At 44.7% G+C, this 25945-nt stretch carries 15 protein-coding genes; 4 read left to right on the top strand and 11 right to left on the bottom strand.

Annotated features, from left to right (window positions below):
- Window positions 1-233 precede the first annotated feature (233 nt).
- A complete protein-coding gene (locus QVE09_RS00635; protein ID WP_315935206.1) occupies window positions 234-2063 on the top strand; it encodes a collagen-like triple helix repeat-containing protein in 1830 nt (609 codons plus the stop codon).
- A 190-nt stretch (window positions 2064-2253) separates the two neighbouring features.
- Here the strand turns inward: QVE09_RS00635 and QVE09_RS00630 are convergent, their stop codons facing one another.
- Together QVE09_RS00630 and QVE09_RS00625 are read right to left on the bottom strand one after the other, a co-directional pair.
- The gene (locus tag QVE09_RS00630) at window positions 2254-5493 is read right to left on the bottom strand and encodes a bifunctional cytochrome P450/NADPH--P450 reductase (RefSeq protein WP_315935205.1); all 3240 of its coding nucleotides are present in this window, start codon (window positions 5491-5493) and stop codon (window positions 2254-2256) included.
- Between the two features lie 300 nt (window positions 5494-5793).
- Entirely contained in the window at window positions 5794-6714 is a 921-nt protein-coding gene (locus QVE09_RS00625) for an NAD(P)/FAD-dependent oxidoreductase (RefSeq protein WP_315936063.1), read from the bottom strand.
- 462 nt (window positions 6715-7176) lie between these two features.
- Here QVE09_RS00625 and cyoE point away from each other — a divergent pair, with 462 nt between their 5' ends.
- Window positions 7177-8106, top strand: a complete 930-nt coding sequence (cyoE, locus tag QVE09_RS00620; protein ID WP_315935204.1) for a heme o synthase — start codon at window positions 7177-7179, stop codon at window positions 8104-8106.
- Window positions 8107-8222: 116 nt separating this feature from the next.
- Here the strand turns inward: cyoE and QVE09_RS00615 are convergent, their stop codons facing one another.
- The 4 genes from QVE09_RS00615 to QVE09_RS00600 form a co-directional block, all read right to left on the bottom strand.
- On the bottom strand, window positions 8223-9992 hold the full coding sequence (locus QVE09_RS00615; protein WP_315935203.1) for an ABC transporter ATP-binding protein: 1770 nt from the start codon (window positions 9990-9992) through the stop codon (window positions 8223-8225).
- Complete coding sequence (locus QVE09_RS00610; protein ID WP_315935202.1) at window positions 9989-11734, bottom strand: ABC transporter ATP-binding protein; 1746 nt, start codon at window positions 11732-11734, stop codon at window positions 9989-9991. The genes QVE09_RS00615 and QVE09_RS00610 overlap by 4 nt, the downstream gene beginning before the upstream one ends.
- Before the next feature lie 137 nt (window positions 11735-11871).
- Entirely contained in the window at window positions 11872-12603 is a 732-nt protein-coding gene (locus tag QVE09_RS00605) for a Stf0 family sulfotransferase (protein WP_315935201.1), read from the bottom strand.
- A 444-nt stretch (window positions 12604-13047) separates the two neighbouring features.
- The gene (locus QVE09_RS00600; protein WP_315935200.1) at window positions 13048-14283 is read right to left on the bottom strand and encodes an MDR family MFS transporter; all 1236 of its coding nucleotides are present in this window, start codon (window positions 14281-14283) and stop codon (window positions 13048-13050) included.
- Window positions 14284-14611: 328 nt separating this feature from the next.
- Here QVE09_RS00600 and QVE09_RS00595 point away from each other — a divergent pair, with 328 nt between their 5' ends.
- Window positions 14612-16378 (top strand): ABC transporter substrate-binding protein, encoded by a 1767-nt coding sequence (locus tag QVE09_RS00595; RefSeq protein WP_315935199.1) that lies wholly within the window; start codon window positions 14612-14614, stop codon window positions 16376-16378.
- A gap of 124 nt (window positions 16379-16502) precedes the next feature.
- Here QVE09_RS00595 and QVE09_RS00590 read toward each other — a convergent pair whose 3' ends face one another.
- From QVE09_RS00590 to QVE09_RS00570, 5 genes are all read right to left on the bottom strand, one after another.
- Window positions 16503-19130 carry a PAS domain S-box protein gene (locus tag QVE09_RS00590; RefSeq protein ID WP_315935198.1) on the bottom strand — a complete coding sequence of 876 codons (2628 nt, stop codon included), beginning with the start codon at window positions 19128-19130 and terminating at the stop codon, window positions 16503-16505.
- 270 nt (window positions 19131-19400) lie between these two features.
- Window positions 19401-21782, bottom strand: coding sequence for a polyprenyl synthetase family protein (locus tag QVE09_RS00585; protein WP_315935197.1), 2382 nt, complete (start codon window positions 21780-21782; stop codon window positions 19401-19403).
- 187 nt (window positions 21783-21969) lie between these two features.
- A complete protein-coding gene (locus QVE09_RS00580; protein ID WP_315935196.1) occupies window positions 21970-22767 on the bottom strand; it encodes a sulfite exporter TauE/SafE family protein in 798 nt (265 codons plus the stop codon).
- Between the two features lie 487 nt (window positions 22768-23254).
- Window positions 23255-24010, bottom strand: coding sequence for an SDR family NAD(P)-dependent oxidoreductase (locus tag QVE09_RS00575; protein WP_076249467.1), 756 nt, complete (start codon window positions 24008-24010; stop codon window positions 23255-23257).
- Window positions 24011-24334: 324 nt separating this feature from the next.
- The gene (locus QVE09_RS00570; RefSeq protein WP_315935195.1) at window positions 24335-24811 is read right to left on the bottom strand and encodes a DUF6376 family protein; all 477 of its coding nucleotides are present in this window, start codon (window positions 24809-24811) and stop codon (window positions 24335-24337) included.
- Between the two features lie 135 nt (window positions 24812-24946).
- Here QVE09_RS00570 and QVE09_RS00565 point away from each other — a divergent pair, with 135 nt between their 5' ends.
- Window positions 24947-25915: a bile acid:sodium symporter family protein gene (locus tag QVE09_RS00565; protein ID WP_315935194.1), complete on the top strand. Its 969-nt coding sequence runs from the start codon at window positions 24947-24949 to the stop codon at window positions 25913-25915.
- Window positions 25916-25945: the final 30 nt, after the last annotated feature.

Genomic DNA, 25945 nt, shown 5'->3' with positions numbered 1-25945 from the left:
ACAATCGGTCTATATAATTAAACCCGCTCAGATCGGCACTGTCAATCATAATATTTCACTTTTTATTTGAAAGCATTTTCATATGAGAGTCATCGTAACATGTTCTTTTTTTAAAATTATTACCTGTTATACATTTCTTTCTGAGAAAGTAGGGAACTTTTCCCTGTCTTCGAATAAACATACATCAGTGTGAATCACACTTAATTTCGATTACTGAGAAAGGAGTGAAAAACTTGGCAATCCTGCTAACTGGCCCTATTGATAATAGTCCCGTCAATGGGGTAAGACCAACTCAGACTGTTTCAATCAAAATTGAAAATCAGAGTGCCGTGAACGCCGCAACTATACTCATCCAAGGATATTCATTAATTGCAACCAGAGCTTTATATGTAAGTGAGCAATTCACAATCTTACCAGGTGCAGTAGCTACACGAAATTATTTTGCTGATATCAGCAGCTTCGAATACGTTATTACAGTGACAGGAGCAACCTCTGAGGACATTTTGGCTTCTTTTTGGGGGAAAAACAGTGCCGGCTCTTTGGTTGCTGCTCACCGACTCGTTTATTCCGAATTATTTGGCAGCGAGAATTTGAATGGAGCTACCGGGGCTACAGGAGCTACAGGCGTTACAGGAGTCTCTGGCTCCACAGGTTCCACCGGTGCTACCGGGACAACAGGCGCTACCGGATCTACAGGGGCGACGGGTGCTACGGGTCTTACAGGCGCGATAGGTGCCAGTGGAAGTACGGGCACGACGGGTGCCACAGGTCCTACTGGGAGTACAGGTCCTACCGGATCTACAGGTATTACTGGCTCTACAGGCGTTACAGGAGTAACGGGCATTACAGGATTTACAGGTGCTACGGGCACCAGTGGAGTAACTGGGACGACAGGTCCCACGGGTGCCACTGGCGTGACAGGTCCTACCGGGGCTACAGGTATTACAGGCTCCACAGGACTTACCGGAGTCACGGGCGCAACAGGAACCACAGGTCCCACGGGTGACACTGGCGCGACAGGTCCTACCGGGGCTACAGGCTTTACAGGCTCCACAGGACTTACTGGAGTCACGGGCGCGACAGGAACCACAGGTCCCACGGGTGCCACTGGCGCGACAGGTCCTACCGGGGCTACAGGTATTACCGGCTCTACAGGACTTACTGGAGTCACGGGCGCGACAGGAACCACAGGTCCTACGGGTGACACGGGACCATCTGGCGGTCCGGAGGGCCCTACCGGAGCGACAGGTGCGACGGGAGCTACAGGCAATACAGGTGCCACTGGAGCAACTGGCCTCGCTGGAGCGACAGGTGTTACTGGCACAACGGGTGTAAGCGGGGCCACGGGCACAGTCCAGCCCAATCCCTTTGATGTATATGTTTTGCAAGGTGCAGTTGGTGGGGACGGAACACAGGCCAGTCCTTTTGGAACGATTCAACAAGGTGTAACCGCGGTATCTCCAACAGGAACCGTTCATATTCTTGGTGGCACATACCCAATCACTGCGAACATTACCATTAATAAAGCAGGAATAACTCTAAAAGGCTATCCTAGTACAATCATCCTGTTACAAGCTGCTGTTATCCCTTTCACCATCATTGGAAGCGGAGTAACTGTAGACGGATTAACGATCACGAGTGATAACCCTTATGCTGTTGAATTTATTCAATTAGGCGGAACCAATCATACCGTAATAAATAATACGATATTCGGTCCTCCTCAAGCTGGCCCTTCTTCAGGTTGGGTTGTCAATCGTGGTCTCGTGAGCCAGATCGGTAATATGACCGGCTTGATTGTGCGAAATAATATTTTTTATTCCTTGCGTCAACCGGCCTACTTTAACCCTAATACGACTGGAGAAGTTATTAGCAATGTTGTTTATAACACGAGAGGATTTGTTAATGACCAGGCCGTTATGGTCTTCTCTGGAAATTCATGGGGCAGTCCGGTCAATGCGGTGGATATTGCACTGCTCGTAGGTACAATAACAGGGCCTCCTTTCGACCCGCTTTCCGATCTGAGTGCCAACAACAGCTCTGCAACGATTCAGGATTCCAGATAAGAATCATTTCTCGTTCTTACAAAGCGCCTAATGAAAACAGCCGCCGATTTGGATGTGAAACTCCAGATCGGCGGCTGTTTTTGGATGAGTAGAGCATTATTCCACTATTACTTTTGTGCGTAAGGTACTACTTGTGTACTTTCTGGTAAACTACTGATTGAAGTTGAAGGTACTCTTTCATTTTTAAGTTTTAATAGATAAGTTGAGAGGGTTCGACCACACGTTTACCTGCCCACACGTCTTGCACATATCGCCCTTCAGTCTGAAGCTGAATGAGCCAGTCTTTCGCTTGCTGCATCGTTGCACCCTGCACATCCTGATAAGCTTGCCGCAGAGTCTCTTCCACCGCAGGAGCCATCTGGCTACCATCTCCGCATACGTAGATTCTTCCTTTGTTTGTAAGCATCCGTAGCAACTGTTCGGAATTCTCTTTCATTAGATGCTGTACATACGTTTTGGGTTTGCCATCCGCACGAGAAAAAGCTGTGTGTAGCTTAACGATCCCTTCCCGTTCGAATTGCTCAAGCTCCTGACGATATATGAAATCTGATTCATTCCTGCACCCAAAGAACAAATGCGCCTCACTCAGTGGCAAACCTCTCTGTTTCATGACAGCTCTTGCTTGGAGGAAACCTCTGAACGGTGCAACCCCCGTCCCCGGTCCCACCATGATCATGGGTACGTCAACCTCTTCCGGCAAATAAAATTCGGATTCCGGCGTGCGTACAAACATCAGAATTCGTTCGTCCGCTGGACAACCGGCCAGGTACGTTGAAGCAACACCCAGATATTCGCCTTTGCCACTCCATGCAGGATCTCTTACTACCGATACCGTTATACTCGCTTGCTCGGAATTCAGGCTTGGCGAGCTGGATATTGAATAATATCTCGGCTTGAGCGGGGGCAAAAGTTCAAGGAACCTTTCGAATGGCAGTTCACACGCCTCATACTTTTCTAGCAGGTCCAACATGGTGATTCGATTGGCAAGAATATCATCCCTGTAGCTGTTTTCGTCCAACATGCCTTCCAGTTCACGCTTATGAGGTGGGCATACCGTATGATTAGCTAACTCCTGCAACTGCGCTCTGGTAACAGGTGTCTGCAATTCCACACAGTGAGTAAGCAACTCATGAATCTTGACGGGTCTGTTCAGTGGAAGGTGTGTAAGATGGCTGACGTCCGAAGTTAATTGGATCTGAATATCCCCACTTAGTCCGAACCGACTGAGTATCCGATCCACATTCTGCTTCTGATTGCTAGGCAACACACCGAGATGGTCGCCTTCTCTATAACTCATGCCTTCAGGCAGTAACACTTCAATGTGACGTGTGCTTCTTCCACTTCCCAGCGCCTGAAGCTCTTTATTCACTAATACCGTGGCATAGCTGGCATCATAAGTTCGTGCAAGTGGCATATCCGTTTTCTCGCGAACAAACTCCATTTGAAGTCTGTTTGTGCTTGGTTTGGAGGGTTTGATTGCTTCCTCGCTAATTCCGAAGACATTCAACACCTGAGGCCACAACATATGCTGCCACGTCTCAACTTGTTTCTCCATATCACCTCCGGCATCGGCTTCACCGCGGGATAACAGTCTTTTACCTCCCAATCCTTCAAGCTTCTCATCTATCAATCGCGGAATACTCTGATATGTCCCAGACCAACTCCGATCTCCACAGCCCAGAACAGCATAGTTCACATCCCGTGCTTCCTCTGACTCTGCTCCCTTCAACCAGTCTACAAATGCCGTAGCATTTTGCGGAGGTTTACCATTATACGAAGCAGTGACGATGAGAACGACACCCTGACGGGGTAAGCGGCCCATCCACTCATTGAGAGCGGCTGCTTGACTTGGGATTCCATACGAACGCCCTTTTTCCACCAACTCTCGGGCAATGCCTTCTGCAGTTCCCAGATTGGAACCGTACAACACCAGGAGCGAAGGGTTACCATCTGCTTCAACGACCAAATTTTCTCCAGTCTGGCTGTCACTTGCTATATTTTTATGAACAACAGGAGCAGATTTCTCTTTCGCAGATACGGTCGACTTATTCCTTGTTTGTGAAGCCACGCGCGCTTTCACCTGGATCCGGAAGTCTCCCGGCTTCAAGGTTAGTGTCTGTTTAACATCCAACTCATAGTTGCTATGATCAATCAGCTCAAAATGTTTAAGGACCATGCCAAGCACAAGTGTTGCTTCATATAAAGCAAACTGCATGCCGATACACGCTCTCTCCCCATTACCAAAAGGTTTATACGCATGATGAGGCACTTTCGTCGTATCTTCAAATCGCTCCGGACGGAAAAGCTCCGCATCCTCTCCCCAGGCCTCTCTGTCACGGTGAAGCTGGGGCAGAAGAATACTGCAACTTTCCCCTTTCTTCAAGGAATATTTGCCACCTATGACGGTGTCTTCTTTCGCATATACATCAAATCCCGGGGCTGTTGGCCATAGACGTAGCGATTCACTGAGAATCATGCGAATGTATGGAAGCTGAAGTATCTCCTCGTACTGTGGTGAGTCACTGACCAATATCTGATCCACCTCGTCATACGCCTTTTGAAGAGAATCCGGATTTTTCAGTAGAAAGTAAAGAGCAAAAGATAATAGACCACTCGTGGTTTCATGGCCGGCAATGAGAAATGTAATAATCTGATAGCGAATGTTCTCATCATCCAGCATTTCTCCAGTCTCTGGATCTTTGCCATTCAACATACGTGCGAGCAAGTCGACCTCTTCGGGTGCTGAACTCGCTTTACGTTCCTCTATAATTTGATCTACCAGAGAGAACATCGTCTGAATATCCTCCTGGAACTGTCGTTTGGTTTTCACCATAAGCAGATTTTGAATTTTCAAACGTGAACTCTTCTGCATAGCTTCATTTAATGCCCGAACCATGCTTTCAATAAAAGGACTGTGGTCCTGTCTGTAAAAACTGTTAAACCGATAATTGAATCCACATAGCCCAATGGTATCCAACGTAAGGCGTGTCATATCATCCGCAACATCAATTGTATCGTTGGAATTGAGGCGTGCCCATTTGTTGATCAATTGTTCCGCAATATCGACCATCATGGGATGATAACCTTTCATGGCCTGTTTGCTGAAGGTGGGAAGCAGGATGTTATGGGCTTTTTTCCAGTTGGGCTCCGATGTTCTGCTTGTAAATAACCCATCCCCTCCAAAGGCACGTACATTTTCGAGTTCATTGTATACATATTTGTCAAAACGGGACACATCACATAACTCAGCGACAAGATCTGGTCCAGATACGATTAAACCGGAATAACCTGGAACGGTAAGTCGATATATTGGTCCATGCTGTTCAGCCAGAACGCCTAGTGACAACGTTGGTTTATCTTTATCAATCAAAGGCAGATTGCCAAGTGGTCCATACATTTTGGGCTGTGGAATGTAAGTTGCATCACTCATGATGATCACCTCTTAACTGTACGCCGTGGAGCAAGGTATTCGTTAGCCATATGGTGGCTGTTCTGCTTTCATTCATAAGTGATCTCTCCTTTGATGATTTTATAAATGATAGAAATATGTATCATTTGATAATACAATAATCCATAATTGACTTAATATCAAATTTTCTTCCGGCTGAATTACTTTCAATTGAACCGTTCAACGTTTAGTTTTAAAAAAGAACAAATAGAGGATTGCATATGCAATCCCCTACTGTATGAACCAATGACGCTATGATTCTATGACGCTTTTTAATGTATTCTAATGATGACTTGGCTCATCCCACTTCTCGAAATTCAATTCATTATTAATGCTTACCGCAGACAATGCCCCCAGAGACGCAGCCGTGATTGCCTGATACAACTCGGATGCTGCATCACCAGCACTGTATACACCCGCAACAGATGTTTTGCCGGAAGCATCAACGATAACCGTTCCTGACTCTGTAATTTCACAACCGATGGCCTTCGGCAGTTCTGATCCGGTAAACAGTTTCGGTTGGAAGAAAACTCCTCTGCATGGAATCGCTGTACCGTCATTCAGTACAACTTGCTTTACCATTCCTTCTTCAGAGTTAATGGATTGAATCGGTGCATCGAATACAGTAACATGATGCTGCTCCAGCTCTTCACGTTGCTCATCGGTTAAGGAATCTGATCCATTCGTACAGATCGTATAACGATCTGTCCAGCCGGATATGACTTTTGCCATATGTAATGCCTTATCTCCACTAACGATGATGACCAGCGACTGGTCTCTTAACTCCCATCCATCACAATATGGACACACAAACGCACTTTTGCCGTAAACCTCTGTTAATCCGTTAATATCCAAGGGAAGGTCTTTCTTACCTACCGCAAACAAAATCTTTTTCGTGCGATAGCCTACCCCCTGAGTAGTCTTAACTACAAAATCACCATCGCTTCCTGTTAACGTTGTTGCCGTATCGGATGCAAATTGAACTGAGGGATACGCTGCAATCTGTTCTTTGGCGGCTTTGCGGAATTCACGTGGACTAGCCCCATCTCTTGTCACAAACCCATGAGTCTCCCTTGTTACCCAGTTTCGCGGTGTCTCATCATCGATGACCACAACGTTCTTACGGGCCCTGCCGAGTACTAGGGCTGCATTAAGCCCCGCTGGTCCTCCACCAATAATAAGTACATCCAAGAGTTGATTCATATTACTCATATTATTCACCCTTTACAGACATTTAATATCTCTAATAAAACTTTAAAAATAACCTCCGCTTTCTCTTAAGAAAGTAATTTCGGAGATTTACAAGAATACTTTTAAACAAGACTATTAAAGATATCTTATATCTACAATAAACAAAACCTAAGCAATTTGCAACAATATCTTTAACTACCTTCTTCAATCCAGCCTATATGAGTTGAACAAAAGATTATTTACACTTACACTAAAATGAACAGCACAAATTTTAAATCACTGTTAAACCCACATTTTTCGATTCTCTCCTGTAACACAGAAATAATTATTTAACAATTAAAAAAAACCTTGTTTTTAAATTGTTCACAATCAGATGACATTATTTTAAATACTAAAACGTTAATTAAATCACATAGTGTATTGAATGGTATAATAGCGACATAATATATAAGTATAGATATAGGAAGTGAGTTCTTGAAAACATTGAACAATGGTTCACAGACCAATATCAGCCTGGAGTATAGCTCGATTCCGAAAGTTTTCTTCGATACGATCAAAATCGGAATCATCAAGTCCAACCTGATCGCCATGTTTGCGGGTTTAAGTTTGGCTTTATATGTATTTGATGCTTCAATCTCAGCTAATATTGTACCAATCATCCTTTCCTTTATTGGGTCTTCTCTCATTATTGGAGCTGCTGGGGTGTTTAACAATCTGTATGATCGTGATATCGATGCGATCATGGAACGTACGAAGAAACGTCCTACAGTTACGGGACGCGTTGATACCAAGTCGGGTCTAATTCTCGGTATTGCAATCACCATCATCGGGGGCATCATGTTGTACATCGCTTCCCCATCCGCTGCTGTATTTGGTATTTTAGGTCTGTTGCTTTACGTGTTCCCTTACACGATGTGGACCAAACGTACAACGATCTACAACACGGAAGTGGGAAGTCTTTCGGGTGCTGTGCCTCCACTCATCGGTTGGGCAGCCATTTCACCGGAACTGGGTCACTTCGAGATTTGGGCATTGGTCGTTACGATGCTCTTATGGCAAATGCCTCACTTCTACGGGATTGCGATTCGTCGTTTTGACGAATACAAAGCTGCTGGTGTTCCCATGCTGCCCGTCGTTAAAGGCATCAGACGGACTTACATTCAGACGAATGTGTATCTGGTACTGTTACTGATCTCCAGCTTTTTATTCTGGCCGATGAGTCCATTTGTCGCTATTGTGGCATTTCTGGTTAGCTTGGCCTGGCTCATTCTGAGTGTGGCTACCTTTGATAAGAAAGAAACAGAGAAATGGTCCAAACGGATGTTTATCTTCTCCATTAACCATATCACTATTATCTTCCTGGTGATCATTGCGTATTCCTTGATTGCTCAAATGATGAGATAAAAATATTCTATCGTTCCACTTGTTATAACGATAAAAGCCTTACAGACTGTACTCTTTCAAGGAGTCGTCTGTAAGGCTTTTTTTTGTTTTTCATTGTTTTTTCTAACTTTTTGTAGCTATCCAACTTTGGCGGGAGTTTGTTCTCCTTGCCACAGCAACTGCATCTCTTCATTGGTGGCAAGCAATTCGGCCAAGCTTCCCTCGGCTTCAATGCGTCCATCTTTCATCACAATAATGTGATTTGCTTTGGAAAGTGCTGCCCTGCGGTGAGAAACTGCGATGCAGGTGACATCCGGCTCTTGGAACAGTCCTTCCCATACTTGTTGTTCTGTCTCCACATCCAGTGCACTGGACAGATCGTCAAAGATAAACAAGTCCGCCTCCGTCATTAACATGCGTCCTGTAGCCGCGCGCTGAATCTGCCCGCCTGACAGCATGACTCCTCTCGGACCAACAGAAGTCTCAAGCCCCTGATCCAGATGTTTGATATCCTTCTCCATCACAGCCAGACGAATGGCTTTTTCAAGGGCTTGCTCGGTGTTACCCTGTTTGCCCTGCACGATATTTTCTTTCAACGTATCACTGAACAATCTTGGCACTTGCGGCGTATACGCTGCTCTAGGCGGCATCAGGAACGTGGCTGGATCAACAGCCTCTCCATTCCAATGAATGTCCCCTTTTTGCTTGGGTAACAGTCCAAGAAGTGTGCGTACAAGCGTTGATTTACCTGATCCGATCCGTCCTGTAATCACAAGAAATTGTCCACGTTTCAGACGGAAACTGATCTCTTCTATGCCATTTGCAGAATTCGGATATTGATAAGTCAGCTTATTCACTTCAAGAGATTGCAGCTTCTCCTTAGGGTCCCTCTGTTCACTTACAAGCTCCGGCGGATCTTCATACAGGTAGATTTCTCTCGAATCCATGATCTGGTCTTCTTCCCCTGGGCGGAATAGCTTACGCATACGATCATAGGATACCTTGAGCCTTTTGTGCTGAAACACCATATAACCAAACAATGAAATGCTAAATCCGATATTGGCCAGATAACTGGTGAATAAGGCAAAATCACCTACGGTAAAGTTACCTGCTTTCATCTCAGCTGCACACATCAGTAGAATCAGTCCTGTACAAATACTTAGCACATGCTGATTCATTGATCTCATCCACTGTTTGAACAGATTGTCTCGAAGTGCAGCCTGGCGACGATCTTCATTCAACTGGTTAAAACGTGTAGAGACATTCTCTTCGGCCTGACCCAGTTTCAGGGCTTGCACTGCTCCAAACGTTTCCGCAATAAAACTGGTAATTCGCCCAGTCGCTTCGCGATTAACCTGTGCATACTTCCGAGCCCGATTCCCGGACAGGTTGTTGAGTAAGGTCACGACCACCAATGGTAACACGGCAACCAATGTGATCTGCCAATTAATGTTTGCCATAATGACGATGGACACAACAGCAAATACAAGCCGTCCCCAGAAGTCTACCCATGATTCTACATACTCAACGACTTCATCCACATCATCCCGAAAGCGACTCATTGCCTCCCCTGGTGAAGCCGGAAGATTACGCCCAGGCCAGCGCATGATCGCTGCGAGCATGTTGGTTCGCAAAATCGCCTGAACATGATACAGATACGTAACCCATGCATAGAAGGCTACAAAAAATGTGCCCACCCGTGCCATTCGGACCAAAGCAATAAAGATAAGCGGCACAGCAAGCCACATGTAGTCATTAGAACCCGCTGTCGTCCGATCAAAAAACCACTGCATCCCGATCCCGATAGCTAACGGCAAGGAATGAAATATACACCATAACAATCCGTTGATTATAAACAGCAAAGGCCTGAATCGAAACAAACGGCCTATAAATCCTGCTACAGTCATGCCAATTCCTCCTCTCGGCCTGTAATGAGCAGTCTGGCATAGTGAGATGCCGGGTTACTGGCAAGTTCTTCTCTCGCTCCAAATTCCAGTACCTTTCCATCCCCGAGCACCATAATCCGGTCCACTTTCTCCAGCGTAGCCAGTCGGTGAGCAATAATGACTCCGGTGGATTTTTTCATTAACTGGTCAATTGCAGATTGCAGCATACCTTCGGTCGCAGCATCGAGACGTGACGAAGGCTCATCCAGAATAACCAGACTCGGTTCGGTCAGGAATACGCGGGTTAAGGCAAATAACTGTGCTTCCCCTGCCGACAATGAAGCTCCACCTGCTGCCAGATACGTATCGAGTCCTTCTGGTTGTGAATTAATCCATTGGCTAAGTCCAAGGCGATCCGTCGTCTCCTTGATCATATGATCGGATACATCCCCATTGAACAGGGTCAGATTGTCACGCAGCGTGCCATCAAACAATTGCACATCCTGTGTCACCATGCCAACGCGGCGATAAAGCGCTTGTAACGAAAGCTTTGTGATATCCGTTCCGCCTACACGGATCGTCCCCCGATCCAGATTGTACAAGCGGAGAAGAACACGACTAAGACTGGATTTACCGCTACCTGTACGACCGATGATTCCCAGACGTTCACCAGGTTTAATGGCAAAAGTAATGTCCTGCAATACCGGTTTATCTTGGTTATAACTGAAATGTACCTGACTGAATTCCAGACCAAGCGGTCCTTCGGGCAATCGTTCCTCTTTGCCCTCTAAAATCTCACTCTGCATGGACAACAGCTCTCTGGAGCGCAGTATGCCTGATTTTGCTTTTTGAAACTCCTGCACCTGATCACCAAGCATCTCAATCGGATCATTCAGCATCTGCGTATATTGGTAGATCAGAAATAATGTTCCGATACTAATTAGACCTTCCATATAATAATGCACACCCATTAAAAGCACCGCAGTGACCGCCAGAGCGAACAGAACTACAGTGGTATTCCACGGAATAACCCGTAGCAGCCAAGCTTTTCTCCCCTTACGGAATACCGTGCGCATCGTGCGGTAAAAGCGGTTCATCACATAGGGCACATGACCATTCGCTTGCACATCTTCAATCCCGGCAATGCGTTCTTCAATTAATCCGAACAGAGAGGCACTTGCCGCCCGTTCATTTTTGGAAGAGTCCACACCCAGATTTCGGATGAAGACCATGAACAGGATCGATAATAATGTGAACACGGTCATAACCAAAGCAATGGGCACATTAACGCTGAACATGAACCCGAGAATTCCGGCCAGCAGTACAAAACTCCCGATCACTTGCACAATGAACATCGCGAAAAAATTGGAGATACTTGTTACGTCGCCATCCACACGTTCAATCATCTCCCCAGGTGTCTTCTCATTATGAAAACGCATATCAAGACGCAGACAGTGCTTCAGCAAATCTCCGCGCAGTTGATTCGTAGCCCTCCATGCCACATCGTTCCCCAAATAACTGACCGCTACCGTGATGAGTTGATTAAACACGGCAACAACCAGGAATATTCCTGCAAGCTGAACAAGATTGGTGAGGACTCCCCCACTCGCTGCTGTATCAATAAATCGTTTGATAATCTGTGGATTCAAAAGCTGAAGCCCCGTTGATGTGAGCAACATGATTAAAAGTAAGGCCAGCCGTCCTTTGACTGGTTTTAGATAACGCAGCAGCCATGACATGGAGCGTTTCTCTGTTTTGGGCATAACCCCTCACCCCTTCGCATAACAACTCTATTCCGTTTTAGTGATTCAAACCATCTTTGTTCCTCACTATGATGAATCATACATAATAACAATAAATGCAACATTTCCGACCCGTGGATGAATCTTTCCAAGTGTGTTTACCATCTTACATTCTCCCATTCTCTCTGGCATTCTTCCCGAAATCGTTGTACCCATTGTTCAGAGATCTCATCTGCAATCGGGTCAAAGGAAGGGGCTGCTACCGTAATACCGTCCGATTGAACACCCAAAAACGCTAACACATCCATGACGGTCCCCTCGTAATCTTGTATAAAATCCTCATATACAATTGTCAGCGGTTCAATGCCTGATTCGGACAAGAAATCTTCGATCGCAGCTTCGCACATGTTACTCTCAACAAGCAGATGTTTAATCGCATCAAAGTTATATTGATCTGCAATATCTTGTAAGTGAGGGCGATCTCCATGCTTGCGATGCCACTCCCCGGAAACAATGGCTCTCCACCACGACACCGCCAATCTGACTTTGTTGCGACGTGTCATGTATATATGCTTGTTACAATTCGGAAACCCCGTACTCCATACCTCTGCTCGCGATAACTCTGGTGGCAGATGATAGAGACTACGGAAAGCGTCAATCCATCGTTGTTCAAAATTAATCTTTATGCCAAACACCCCGTTCGACGTTGTCCCATGGCTCCAAATCTGCTCCAGATCTTCATGCTTCAAATTATCTGGACTTTTAAACTGATAATGCAGCCATTCGCTCGGATAACCGGCTACACCTGTAGAACTTAAAGCGTCACCCAACAGAGTACTGCCCGTGCGTTGGGAGAACCAAATGGTATAACTTTGCGCAGGTTGCTTCATAGGGTTACCTCTCTTTCTTCCATTAAGGGTATTTTCATTGCAAAAAGTAAGACAAATGCTCCTTTCCATGTGAACGGATTGGTGGAATGCATGCAAAAAAGCCATAGATGAACTAATGTTCATCTACAGCTTGTAACCAAAAGAGACCGGATGAAATGCAAAGCATTTCCCATATCTCCTCTGCATCGCAATAATGATGAGCGTCCACGACAGGGGTGCACAAACATGACTGTCCCAACGCGATCATTGCATAAAAATTGGATTAATGTCACTATGCTCATGCGTATTCAGTTATCGATTCGAAATCTGTCTAGGCATAAACATAATCATCATCCCACCCGTCTCACATATTTGTTGTTTATTGTATTCGCTGAATCAACATCCGTCAAGATAATTTTAACTGAATTGTTATTTAATTCATGTCATTAATCTTCTCAATTCCTGCTACATACTCAATGATGTGGACTCCGTTTGCTTCTCTCTAACAATAAGACGTCTATGTGCGATCAGAAGAAAAGGCACTCCCAGTGCAGTCGTCAGTGCAATCGGTACAAAAACAGCGAGCCCATTCTCTGCTCCAAATTGACTTAACAACACCCCTCCCATGACAGGAGCAATGACACTACCAATATTATTGAAGCCGATAGTTCCGAAATACGTTCCCTTCCATTCCGGCTTCGCAATCCGGTCGATGAGCATATCCATCATGGTGAACAACAGCACTTCCCCAATGGTAAATAGTATGACACTCATCATCATCATGAGAACACCTTCAGCGATTCCGACCATCATCAGACTGGTTGCGACTAGCAGATTGCCCACAATCAGAGGAACAAGCGGTGGAAAGTTTCGGAAGGTTCTCACAAGAGGATACTGAATAATCAGCACCGTCACGGCATTCAGGGAAAGCATGTACGAGAACATCTGGCTTCCATTTTCAAAGATCGGGCTCCTCGCCAAGTACTGTGCCAACGTAGAACTAAAGTGCCCGTAACCCAGAACACAAAATGTGGTACCGATTAATACTGGCAAAAACACCCGGTCGCGACCGGTGGTCATGAGTGCTTCACGCAAACGTGGTGCAGTTGCCTGATGACCCTCTGGCAGATTGGCATGCTGTAACTTGAATTGCAGAAATAATACAAGTCCATAGGCTATGTATACCAAGCCGGAAATCACAAACGGAAACGTCGATTCAGATGATCCCAGCTGAAATCCGATAATTGGCCCAAAGACCACACCGAGATTAATTGCAGCATATCTGAGGTTGAACACCAGCAATTTGTTCTGCGGAGAAGTAATATCCGATAACAGCGCTCTGGAGGTGGGCTCGAATACTGCGCGGCATAATCCGTTTAACGTATTGGCAACAAAAAACACCCATAGATGCTCTGCTGCTGAAAAGATGAAAAACACACCTGCCCAGCTAAATACCGAGATTAACATCACGATTTTGCGACCGATCCGGTCCGAAATATAACCTCCATAAAAGCTGACCATTACACCTGCCAGCGAGCTAACGGCCACAGTAATACCGGTCTGGGTCGGTGTAGCCTCTAGTACACGTGTCAGATAGATGGATAGAAACGGGATACTCATCGACGTCACAAGACGTCCAAACATGGTTCCAATAATGATCGTCCATGCCAAGGGGTGAATTTGCCTTAAATATTGCTTCATGCGAACTTCTCCTATTCTTTCTAAATGCTTCAAAAGCGGACTTTTGAACAACCTCTTCTAATGAGTGTTCAAAAAGTCCGGTTTTCAGTACCGAGAAGATGGGATGAAGCTAGAAATGGAGTAGCGGAGCGTAGGAAAAACTACGTGAGCAACGGACATTTCGGCTGAATTCCATATTCCACGCTGATGATGCCTTTAGGCATCTTTCGTAATCAAAAGCGGACTTTTTGAACAACCTCTTCTAATGTATAATTGTAAGGATAAAAGGGGGAAGTAAAAGTGTAAACATATGATCACACTTTTCACCTTTAATTGAGGAGTCATGACCATGGATACCCTACATACACACTTTATAAGGCTCGCCGGGGCCGAACAACTGTCTTTCAAGCTCCATGAACCTGTAGCAGTAACGATCGATAGCCTGTCCGCTGCCTTGTGCTGTACCCCTCGTAATGTGAAATTCATTCTTAGAAAATTGGAGGAACAAGGCTTTATCCATTGGCAGCCTGGACGTGGTCGTGGACATCATTCGGAGCTAACAATGCTGCGTAGCATGAATGAAGCGCTGGAAGCGAGTTTTACAGAACTTTTGGCTAAAGGCAAAATGAAAGATGCCATTGAACTCATCGGAACCGTTCAGATGCATGATTCACTGCGAGATCAGCTCATGCTCTCCCTCCATCAACAAATGGGATTTCACAGCCACGATGAAACTGCTTCAGGTCAAGATATCCTGCGCATCATGAGGTCACGCCAGTTGGGCGATCTGGACCCAGCCTTTGTTTATACTGCATTCGAAACCTATCTGCTGAGCCAGGTCTGTAATACATTGATCACTTATGATGCCAAGACGGAATCATTCCTGCCAGCTCTGGCTCACATGTGGGAGTGCAGCGAGGACCATCGCTTATGGACCTTCTATCTCCGAAAAGGTGTACGTTTCCACAACGGCCGTGTCATGACATCCCGGGATGTCCAAGCGACGTTGCAACGATTGATTGATGTGCATAGTCCGTCCATCTGGTTATATCGGGATATTGAACGCGCGGCAGTAGCTGGCGATTACTGCATCAAGTTTGTTCTACATCGTCCTAATCGGTTCTTCTTGCATCTGTTCAGTTGTATTCGGATGACAATTCTGCCCTACGATTACAATGAAGCCAATACATTAATAGGTACCGGTCCTTTTCAGATCTCTGAGCTGAATGAAGATGTGCTGGAACTTGCCGCTTTTGATTCGTACTACGGTATCCGGCCACATCTGGATCAAGTCCATTTTTGGTTTGTGCCTGACCTGAGTCCAAATGATCGCTATTATGAGCTACCGGGTACAGATCGATTGAGTCTCGCTACAGGCTGTGATCAGACCAACAGTATCAATTATCCGGCGCTGGGTTGTCAGTATATGCTGTTCAATTTTCACAAGGAAGGCATCCATCATCACCCCCTTTTTCGACAAGCCTTGCGTATCGTCTATGATTCGGTCGCGCTTGTCCGAGATCTCGGTGGGAATCGGATCACACCGGCCAGCAGCTTTCTGCCCTGGAAAAGTGCAGCCCAAGACTGGACCGCTGCCTCTCTTGATCATGCTCGTGAATTGTTGCATAACTGTGGGTACCAGGGTGAGACGATAACATTATCGTATAAGCATAATAAGGATACAGACGTTGCGGAGTGGTTTCAGTGTCGGGCAGAGTCCATCGGTCTGAACATCAGCATGCAGGCCGTTGTGGATTATTTCAACTCAGAGGAAACCACGAACGCACAATTGATCCTCGCTGAAGAGATACTGGAGGAAGATTGGCAGTACGGCATGATTCATTTTTTCAAAAACCTGTCCAACCATTTTCATATGTGTATGTCTCCTGCATTCCAGTCTCTACTGGATGACAAACTGGATCACTTCGGAAAACTTCATCGTGCAGACCGTACTGCCCTCCTGGATGAAGCTGAAGCGATGCTACGTGATCACTGCTGGATCTTGCATGGCTGTCACATGAACAAGCAGGCTGAATTGGATCAGAGTATCTTCGGCATGCAAATAGCTGAATTCGGTTATCTGGACATCTCCAAATTATGGATCAAAAATCCTTAGGAATTTGTGCACAGTCGCATCTGTGGGATACAGGGGTGGACAAAATCATGGAACAGTAAAAAAAGCTGCTAGCCTATTTACGATAAGCTAGCAGCTTTTGAACATGAATCCATTTTTAACGCGCTCAGAGATTATTTTTGATGTAATAGGTCTCCAATGCTTGCATAATGGATTCGATTTTAATCGGTTTGCTGACATACGCATCCATGCCTGCCTTCAAGCATTTATCCATGTCTCCTCTTAACGCATTTGCAGTTACCGCAATAATGTATGGACAACTCTCGGGGTGCATAGAATTTTTAATCACTTTTGTCGCTTCGAATCCATTAAGCCTTGGCATATGCACATCCATGAAGACAATATCATATGAATTGTGTTTGACCGCTTCGACTGCCTCAACACCGTCCGCCACACGATCCACAAAGTGCCCTTTTTTCTCAACGATTCTGCTAAGGACGAGCTGATTTACCTCATTGTCTTCTGCAACTAAAATCCGCAAGGCTGATGTTCTGCTCTTCTTCTGTTGTTGATCTAACCTGTTGCTTTCTTCACCGTTATTTAATTTAAATTGGGCGGTAAATATAAATATTGTACCCGGTTCATCCGCTTCCTCGATCCAGATCTCACCCTGCATAAGCTCCACCAGTTTCTTGCTAATGGCAAGGCCAAGACCGGTACCTTGAGGTTTGCGAGTCATAAAATTCTCCAGTTGGTAGAAAGGTTCAAATAATTGTTGTTTCCTCTCAACCGGAATCCCAATGCCCGAATCCTTTACCTTAAAATAAAGCTGCACGTTATTGTCGCACTGCTCCTTGACCCCAACTTTAATTTCCACGCCGCCTTCTAAAGTGAACTTGACCGCGTTGCCGATGATATTGGTAAGTACCTGCTTAAGACGATAAGCATCACCATACACCGGAGTTGGAATGACATCTTCTACGCACATACGAACATCCAGCTTCTTTTCAAGAGCCAGCGGTTTTACGATTTGCACCGTCTCGGTTACGATTTCTACGAGATCAAAAGGATCTTCTACCAGATCCGTTTTGCCTGACTCGATTTTGGAAAAATCAAGAATATCATTAATGATAGCCAGTAAGGAATCTCCACTCTTCTGGATGATTTCGATGTATTCCTTTTGTTCCGCGCTAAGTCCAGGAGTATCCAAGAGCAAATCTGTCATCCCAATGACACCGTTCATAGGTGTGCGAATTTCATGGCTCATCATCGCCAAAAATTCACTTTTAGCCTTATTCATTCTCTCCGCTGTCTCTTTGGCTACAAGCAGTTTTTTCTGCTCCGTAATATCCTTCGCAATCAGGTAAAACCCGACATTGGATTTATTAACAATGATTGGAGCAAGCGTAGCCAAGACTTCTGTCTCAGATCCATCCGTGTGCCAAACAGCGTTGATCTCCTTTTCAGCCATCTCATAATTACTGCCCAGAATCAGACCCAGATTACTGGCTCCGATAAATCTGCTTATGCTTGTATCGATCATTTCAGCCACAGGACAGCCCGTCATTTTCACCGCTACTGGATTCGCATTCATAATATTACCATCCATGTTAAACGAGATAATGGCGTCATGATTGTATTTCTTAAGCGAAGTGTATCGCTCCACAGATTCCTGCAATTTAAATTCGATGCGTTTGCGTTCAGTGATATCCTGTAGTGTTCCGTTTAGCTGGACTGGCTGACGATTCTCATCGAGCGTAATCAATCCGCGTAAGTGAAGATACTTCTCATTTCCATCAGAGCTGATGTGTTTGTATTCAAAATCGAGCGGTTCACCCTGTTTTACCCCTGTAATATGTTTTTGTAAAGAGACTATATCTTCGGAATCCATAACATCAAAAACATCACTTATACGATATGGTTTGCAGGTGCGTTCAAGTTCAAAAATCTCAAAGATCTGATCTGAAAGTGTAATATGGTCTTTGACCATATCCCATTCCCAACTACCAATTAAGGCAATACGTTCAGCCTCTGCACTGATATCCTTTTGTTTTTTTCGCTCTGATATATCTCGTCCAATTGTAAAAATCTGCTGTTCATGCTCCGCATCACCAAAGACCTTGTATGTGGTTTCAAACCAAAGATAATGCCCGTCTTTATGACGGACTCTAATATTCAACAGATTACCTTTAGTCAGGTCCATCTGTGAGATCCGTTTCAGATCTTGAGGGTGAAAGGAAGCATTATTGTTTCGGCCAATGACTTCTTCCGGGGAATAACCCAATATTTGTTGGACTGACGGTGAGCAGAACCGACAAACTCCCTCTAAATCGGCAATATAGATGATCTCCTGGGCATGATCCGTAATAAGTTTGAACACTTCTTCACGATGTAGAAGTTTTTGTTCAGACAGTTTACGATTGGAAATATCAACAATATGGCAAATGAAATAAAGAGGTTCATCGTTAAATTCGCTTCGAACCAAGGAAAGATGTATTGAACACCATAAGATGTCACCATTTTTATTGATGTAACGCTTTTCGTATTGATTTTCTTTTGATTTACCTTCACATAGCTCGTAACTACAGATCATATCTTGTGACGAATCATCCGGATGTGTAATATCCTGATACGTGAGATCCATTAATTCATCACTTGTATAACCTAGCATACAGCAAAAAGCAGGGTTCACTTTCATCCATTGCCCTGTTGGAGCAACGAGTGCAATCCCAATAGGCGCTTGGTTATAGATCTGCTCGAACAATTCATGATGATCGACCTTTTGAACCTGCATTGTAAGTTCTCCTTTTGGCAAATAAACTTCATGTAAAGATTGTCGAAATCTAAAGTTTTTACTGATATAAGATGTTCTATAATAATTAGTCGGTTTTAAAACAACAGTACCTGCTTAATACCCAGAATTTCAGCCGTTGAAACAAAACTTTCCAAGAAAATTGTGTCTTTAAAACCAAACAAGGCCCGGAATCCATCCACATGGAATCCCGACCTTTGTCATTATATATCATTATAAGTCATATGCAGTAAGGAATCACAAGAAAATGGATTAGCGCTCGCGACCAACAAGATAATCCAATAGATGTCTCAAAAAGGGAATAGGTTTCGGCATCTCGTTCAATGCATCTGTGGCAAGACAATAATGCTCCCACATCGCTTTCTTCGCGCCTTCATCACCAAGAATGGATACAAAGGTTGAATTGTTGTTCCGCTCGTCCTGACCTGCAGGTTTCCCAAGAATGAGGTGATTGCCCTCGAAATCCAGCAAGTCGTCCTTGATCTGAAAGGCGATCCCCGCATGATAAGCGAACTTTTTCAGCATAGCCATCTCCGGTTCCTTCACTTGGGCAAGTATGGCTGGCATGACCAGTGCGGCTTCGAAGGCAATACCTGTTTTGTAAAAACAAATCATGTTCAACTGCTCAAGTGTTAATACCTTGCCTTTGGAGTTCAGATCCATGGCCTGCCCCATACACATATCCTCTGCTTTTTCAGCCGAATACTGAATGAGCGTGAGCACGGTTGCCGCATCAAAGCGATTCAATGAAGATTGTTCTCCGATCGCCTTCTGAATGAGAAACAGACCGGTAAGCTCTGCTGTGGCGCTATTGTGTACCTGGTGCAGCGTGGAACGTCCACGTCTTGTCGAAGCATTATCCTGCGTAGGAAGATCATCAAAGATCAAGGAAGCGGTATGCATGTACTCCAATGATCTTAGCAGCGGAACAATAGATGATTCAGGTAGACCATACTCGCGCACACCCATAACCCAAGTTAATATGGGGCGTAGCCTCTTTCCGTCTCCCTGCAAACTATAATTGGCTGCATCGATTAGCGTTTCTTTCATCTCATGCAGTCCACCGGGCTTTGCAATCTGCAACTCCACATTAATCTGTTCGCGGACCGTTCGAATGGTTTGTTTGAACTCTTCTTTCTCCTGCTTGTCATTTTTCAATTGAAGCACAACCTGATCCCGTAACAATTTATCAAGGAAATCAACATCATCTGCTTTTCGCACCATCTGTTGAACCAGTTGATTGAATTCAGGCTGCCCAGAGGCAAAGATCGTCATCAGTTCATCATATTTCTGCTGCCCCAATCGTTCTTTACAACGCTTCAGCCCGTTGATCGCACGATCCAGTATGACCTCACGGGTCTTGGCATCCGAGTTATATACATCATGGATTAGATGAGAGATGACGGCCCAATACAATTCATATGGATTAATCAGATCAGGGCGCAAATCTCGATACTTCAAATAATACGTATACGGAGTTACTGCCCCTTCTTCCATATCGTCAAACATATCGGCAAAATCATCTGCCAACTGATTATATATCCCGTAATAGAACGTCCGCAGATCAAATCCTTCATCCACTGGTGCACTGAGAACAGACCTGACGATTAATCGGGATGAGGAAGATTTAATAATAATGGGAATGTACAGTTCTTCATTGGTATAATTCGCATTGGCTAATTTCTTGCTGCGATCGATCTCCTGAGACTGAAAGAACACATAGGATTGCTCTAAGAACGTGCGCTGTTTCTCTGGATGCTGGTAGTTCTTGATGTACTCAAATGCTTCCCGAAGCTCGGAATGTACATATTCAATCACCTCAAGGTTGCTACCTTTCCACTCCCCCAGATCAGGTACGACCCCGGTAAGGAGTGCATCGCGTATCATCAGGGAATATTGTTCTTTTTCCTGAACAGTCAAGGCTTGAGAATCCAGCAGATCATCCACAAATGGATACGTCAAACCGTAAGAATAACCGAGTCGTATCGCCGCATCAAATCTCCGGGTCCGTTCCTCAGGTGGTGTCTGCTCGTTCATCTCATCGTCCACATGAAGGACCACGCCGAGAATAATTTTGATCAACTTCCGTTGAGCCTGCTCTGCATCCAGCTCCTTCGGGATGTTGGATGCTACGTTTTTTAATTTGTTCATCACCCAGATGACAGCGGATTCTATGTGCTCCTTCTGTCCCCACCGATACAACGCAGCCAGACTGATATAATCAGGCTGTCCTTTGCGTTCGGAAGCAGAGCGCATAAAGTATTTTTTGGTATTCTCGACAACATGCTGAATTCGGGCCTGCGTATCCGGAGAATCAAGGGCTTGCCCCAGATCTCGCATATAAATATAGGAGATACTCCGATCCAGGTAATCATCCAGCTTTCCTGTAGTATTCAGCCAGTGGATATATCTATGAACATCCCGGGGATCCGGTTTTCTTTTGCTAGGTGATAAAAGAGAAAGCCAGGCAAAACGATGAATATGTTTCTTTTGCCATACATGAATATCTTGGGTAAGTGCTGTCGTATACGTATTATCCATAAGTTGCTGCCTAAGAGAAGTAAAATACTGAGATGCTTTCTGCTCAGCTAGCCGATATCCTGCATCAGCCTGTTCTGTAAGTACGTTATTCATAGGGTGGATACCTCAACTTCGATTAATGTTAAACATGTATCCATGAAAGGAGATGAGGTGCTCCATGGACGAAAACTGAACTCATTTGATGGTGTATCCAACGCGTCAGTTCATGTTCATAACCTTTATACGGCGATCCAACCGTTTGGTTACGAAATCGTCATTGTTCAATCCCATATACGTGATTTTACAGAATGGATGACCAGACTTTGACCGCTGTGATGGCGATAAGTACGATTAATGCATATCGAAGTACCCTCACATTGATCATCGAACTAACCCGTGAACCAAGGGATGCCCCCAGCAAGCTTCCGATCACCGTATAGATGATGGGTTCCATCGGAATGTCTCCACCTGTAATTTTCCCTATAACGCCGCCAATGGCGGAGATAAATACAATCGCCAGTGAAGAAGCAATCGTCGTTCGTACAGGGATGTTGAGAATCGTCAGCATGACAGGAATAAGGATAAAGGCACCACCCGCACCAACAATTCCGGATACAATCCCTACTGCAAAAGCAGTCCCTGCTGCAATCCATTGGTTGAACACCAGTGGAACTGAGGTATCAAGCTTTCCCTTTCCGGGAATCAGCATAAGCACAATCGCCATGATCGCCAGAATGCCATAGATCAGATTAATAACCCTTCCGTCCAGATGACCGGATATGAACCCGCCGATCAGACTGCCAGCAAGAATGCTGGAGCCCATGTACAGCACCAAACCGCGGTGAACGATCGCCCCACCACTTCTACCCGTTTTTACTTTTCTGCGGAATGCAATCACACCGGCAAGTGAAGCGAAGAACACTTGGAACATACTAATCGACGATACCTGATGTGCTGAGAATGGTTCCAGTCCCATCCAGGATGGAACATATAACAATAGCGGATAATTGATAATGGCCCCACCAATACCCAACAAACCGGAGAAGAATGAACCGACCAGACCCAGTATAAACATGATGACAAAAAGCAGAAGATCCATCGGTTATGCGCTTCCTTTCGTGCAATATAAATCTCATTTCGATACCACTCAAAAGTGCTATACACAGCGAATATTATCGGTTATAATGAAAACCAAGTAAATTAATCTGAAATGAGTGATTAAGCATGTTTAACGTGTTGAAGACTCTTTTTGAAAATAAATGTCCACAGTGCAACGAAAAATTACAAGTTCATAACGATGCGTTATGTTCGACTAAAACTTGTTCTCAATGTCATTACATAGAAGAGAGCTATGGCTCTCTCGGCATTCGAATTGTATATGACACCACAAAATGATAAAAAGCTATAGCCTTGTTAATTGTATCACGATCTCTGAAATTTCGGGATGATTCGACAAACTTATTTCCATCTCATATGCCACGATTACTTTATAATGAAAATACAAAAACGGTGCAAAACGAATAAATCGTTCTGCACCGTTTTTTTCTGTTTTTTTGAGATGAGTTCTCTTAATTTTAGAAGGTTACTTATTTGGTTTTGAAGCTGAGGAATCCGTCATCTACGGCTACGGTTGTACCGTTCACTGCGCTTGCTGCATCACTGAACAGGAATGTAACCACACTGGCTACTTTCTCTGGTTGAATAAGCTCTCCACGCATATGTTGAGTTGCAAGCGCATCCTTCATGGCTTTGTCATCACCCAGAATCGGTGTTTCGATAAAACCAGGTGCTACACCAACTACACGAATTCCATGCTCAGCAAGTTCCAATGCACCGGATTTGGACATCATAACAACAGCAGCCTTGGCTGCGTTGTAGTTGAAACTGCCTACTGCAGCAACACTTCCATAGATCGAAGCGGTATTAACAATGGTACCTTGTACATTCAATTCAACCATTTTTTTCGCGCCATAATACATGCCATAGTATACACTGTGCTGATCTACATCAATGACTCTGTGATAGGATTCCGGGTCCATCTCCAGAAATGGCTTCACAAGTCCAATGCCTGCATTATTGAAAATTCCGCTTAAAGTACCATATTGCTCTACGGTCCAGTCAATCAGGGCTTTGATCTCGTCCCCTTTGGATACATCCACTTTGTACGCTCCCGCTGTTCCGCCTGCTGCTTCAATCTCTGCCGCAAGCTTCTTCGCTCCGTCTTCATTATAGTCAGCGACAACAATAGTCGCACCTTGATCCGAAAGTTGAAGTGCTGTTTCTTTACCAATACCACTGGCTCCACCTGTAATAATGATTACTTTTCCATTATGTTGGGTCATGATTCAGTTCTCCTTTGGCAAAATATATTTAGTTACAGTTATAAACTTATAGTAAGTAACTATATTTTATTAATTTATATACTTATCATACGCCTCTGTCCTAACCTTGTCAACCGTAGATCATCTTCACATAAATATGAGATAAATGTCATATACATCTCCTATTTACATGATATAGTCTAGCTCCTGTGATATTAAATATGCATCGGGTTTCGGAAAATAAAAAAAGCGAGCATAACGGCAATTCGATCATTCCGATATCTCGCCTTATAAAATATGAGAATTTCAAACTGTGTTGTCTTCCATATTGAAAATTAATTCAATTTATTCACCCTGAAGTCCGTTTAGCGGATCTTTCAAATCATTGATGTTCGCGATCAGTTCAGGAATGCCTGTCTTCTCCCAATTTTCTGCCGTAAAACCTTGCTCTGCGATCGTATTCTCGAAGTTGTCCACAACTTCCCTTAATTGAGTATTGTAGCTGACCAGATTCTCATGAATGCTCTCTCCTATTGCAGGAGCGGTCAGCTGAGAAAATTCGCTTGCTTCTGCTTGGATGAGATCAATTTTCTCCTGAATCTGCGTTGTAATCTCCGGATTATTTACCGCACCCGATGCGAGCTCTTGCAGATCAGCCCCGGCGTTTGATACCTGTTCTATATAATCAGTAGCCCCACTCACATAATTTAAACTTTGATTGGCTTGTTCCACGACAGAACAGGCTGAAATCAGCAGAATACTTGATGCAATAAGGCCTGTCATCATTAACGTGTGCTTTCTTTTCTTTAAGAACATGATCATCTCCCCTTCTCCTAATCGGAATCCTTGTTCCAAGTCCATGATACCTGTTCCAACTGCTTCTTTGCAAATGGGTCTGCAGCCAACGTTATTAACATGTATAATAGTAAAATCACACGGTAAAGGGATGTCATGATTATGCTTCAAGCCTTGAACCAACGCTTGAACCGCATCATGCCACTGATTACCCCGATCAGCATTATTATTGGCGTGTTATGCGGGAGTTTTCTTTCTTCTTATACCTTTTTATCCCCTTGGCTTTTTGCGTTCATGACGTTCGCTGGAAGTATCAGTCTTGGGATACGGGATTTTGTAAACGTATTGAAGAAGCCGTTTCCCTTGTTTGTATGTTTGTTTATTTTGCATTTGGCGATGCCTCTAATTGCTCTTGGTATGGGTCATCTGGTTTTCCCTACAGATGCGTACACCATAACAGGCCTTGTTCTGGCAGCCGTGATTCCGACAGGAATAAGCAGCTTCATCTGGGTCAGTATCTATCGGGGCAATATCGCACTTACGCTATCCATCATCCTGATTGATACCATGCTTGCTCCTTTCGTAGTGCCCGGGGTGTTGTCCCTGTTAATCGGCACCAGTGTTACACTGGACATGGCAGCCATGATGAGCAGTCTGTTCTGGATGATTGTGGTGCCATCCCTGCTCGGTATGCTTTTGAATGAGTGGACCAAAGGCGCCATTGTCCAGGTCTGGGGACCAAGGTTGAACCCGTTATCCAAATTGTTTATGGCATCTGTCGTTGCGATTAACGGATCTGTCGTTGCACCTTATTTGGCCGATTTCAACTGGAAGCTCGCTGGTCTTGCGGTCATCATTATTTTCCTGGCATCTTTCGGGTATGCACTAAGTTACTTCATTGCTCGTTTGTTGGGCTGGAATGAGGCAGATCAGGTCGCTCTGGTGTTTAATGGAGGCATGCGTAATATCAGCGCAGGTGCAGTACTCGCTGTTTCGTATTTTCCGCCACCTGTTGCCGTCCCCGTCGTGCTTGGCATGGTATTTCAACAGATGCTTGCTTCCCTGACAGGTTATCTGCTCGGTCGTCGCTCTCAGCTTCTGCAAGAGTCAGATAAGACATCTGCAGCATAACAAAATACTGGAATGTTAAAAAAACGCCGA

The sequence above is a fragment of the Paenibacillus sp. ClWae2A genome (genome assembly GCF_032452295.1).
Lineage (GTDB): Bacteria > Bacillota > Bacilli > Paenibacillales > Paenibacillaceae > Paenibacillus.
The sequence above is the reverse complement of the archived record's forward strand: the minus strand, read 5'-3'. Positions and strand labels throughout refer to the sequence as shown.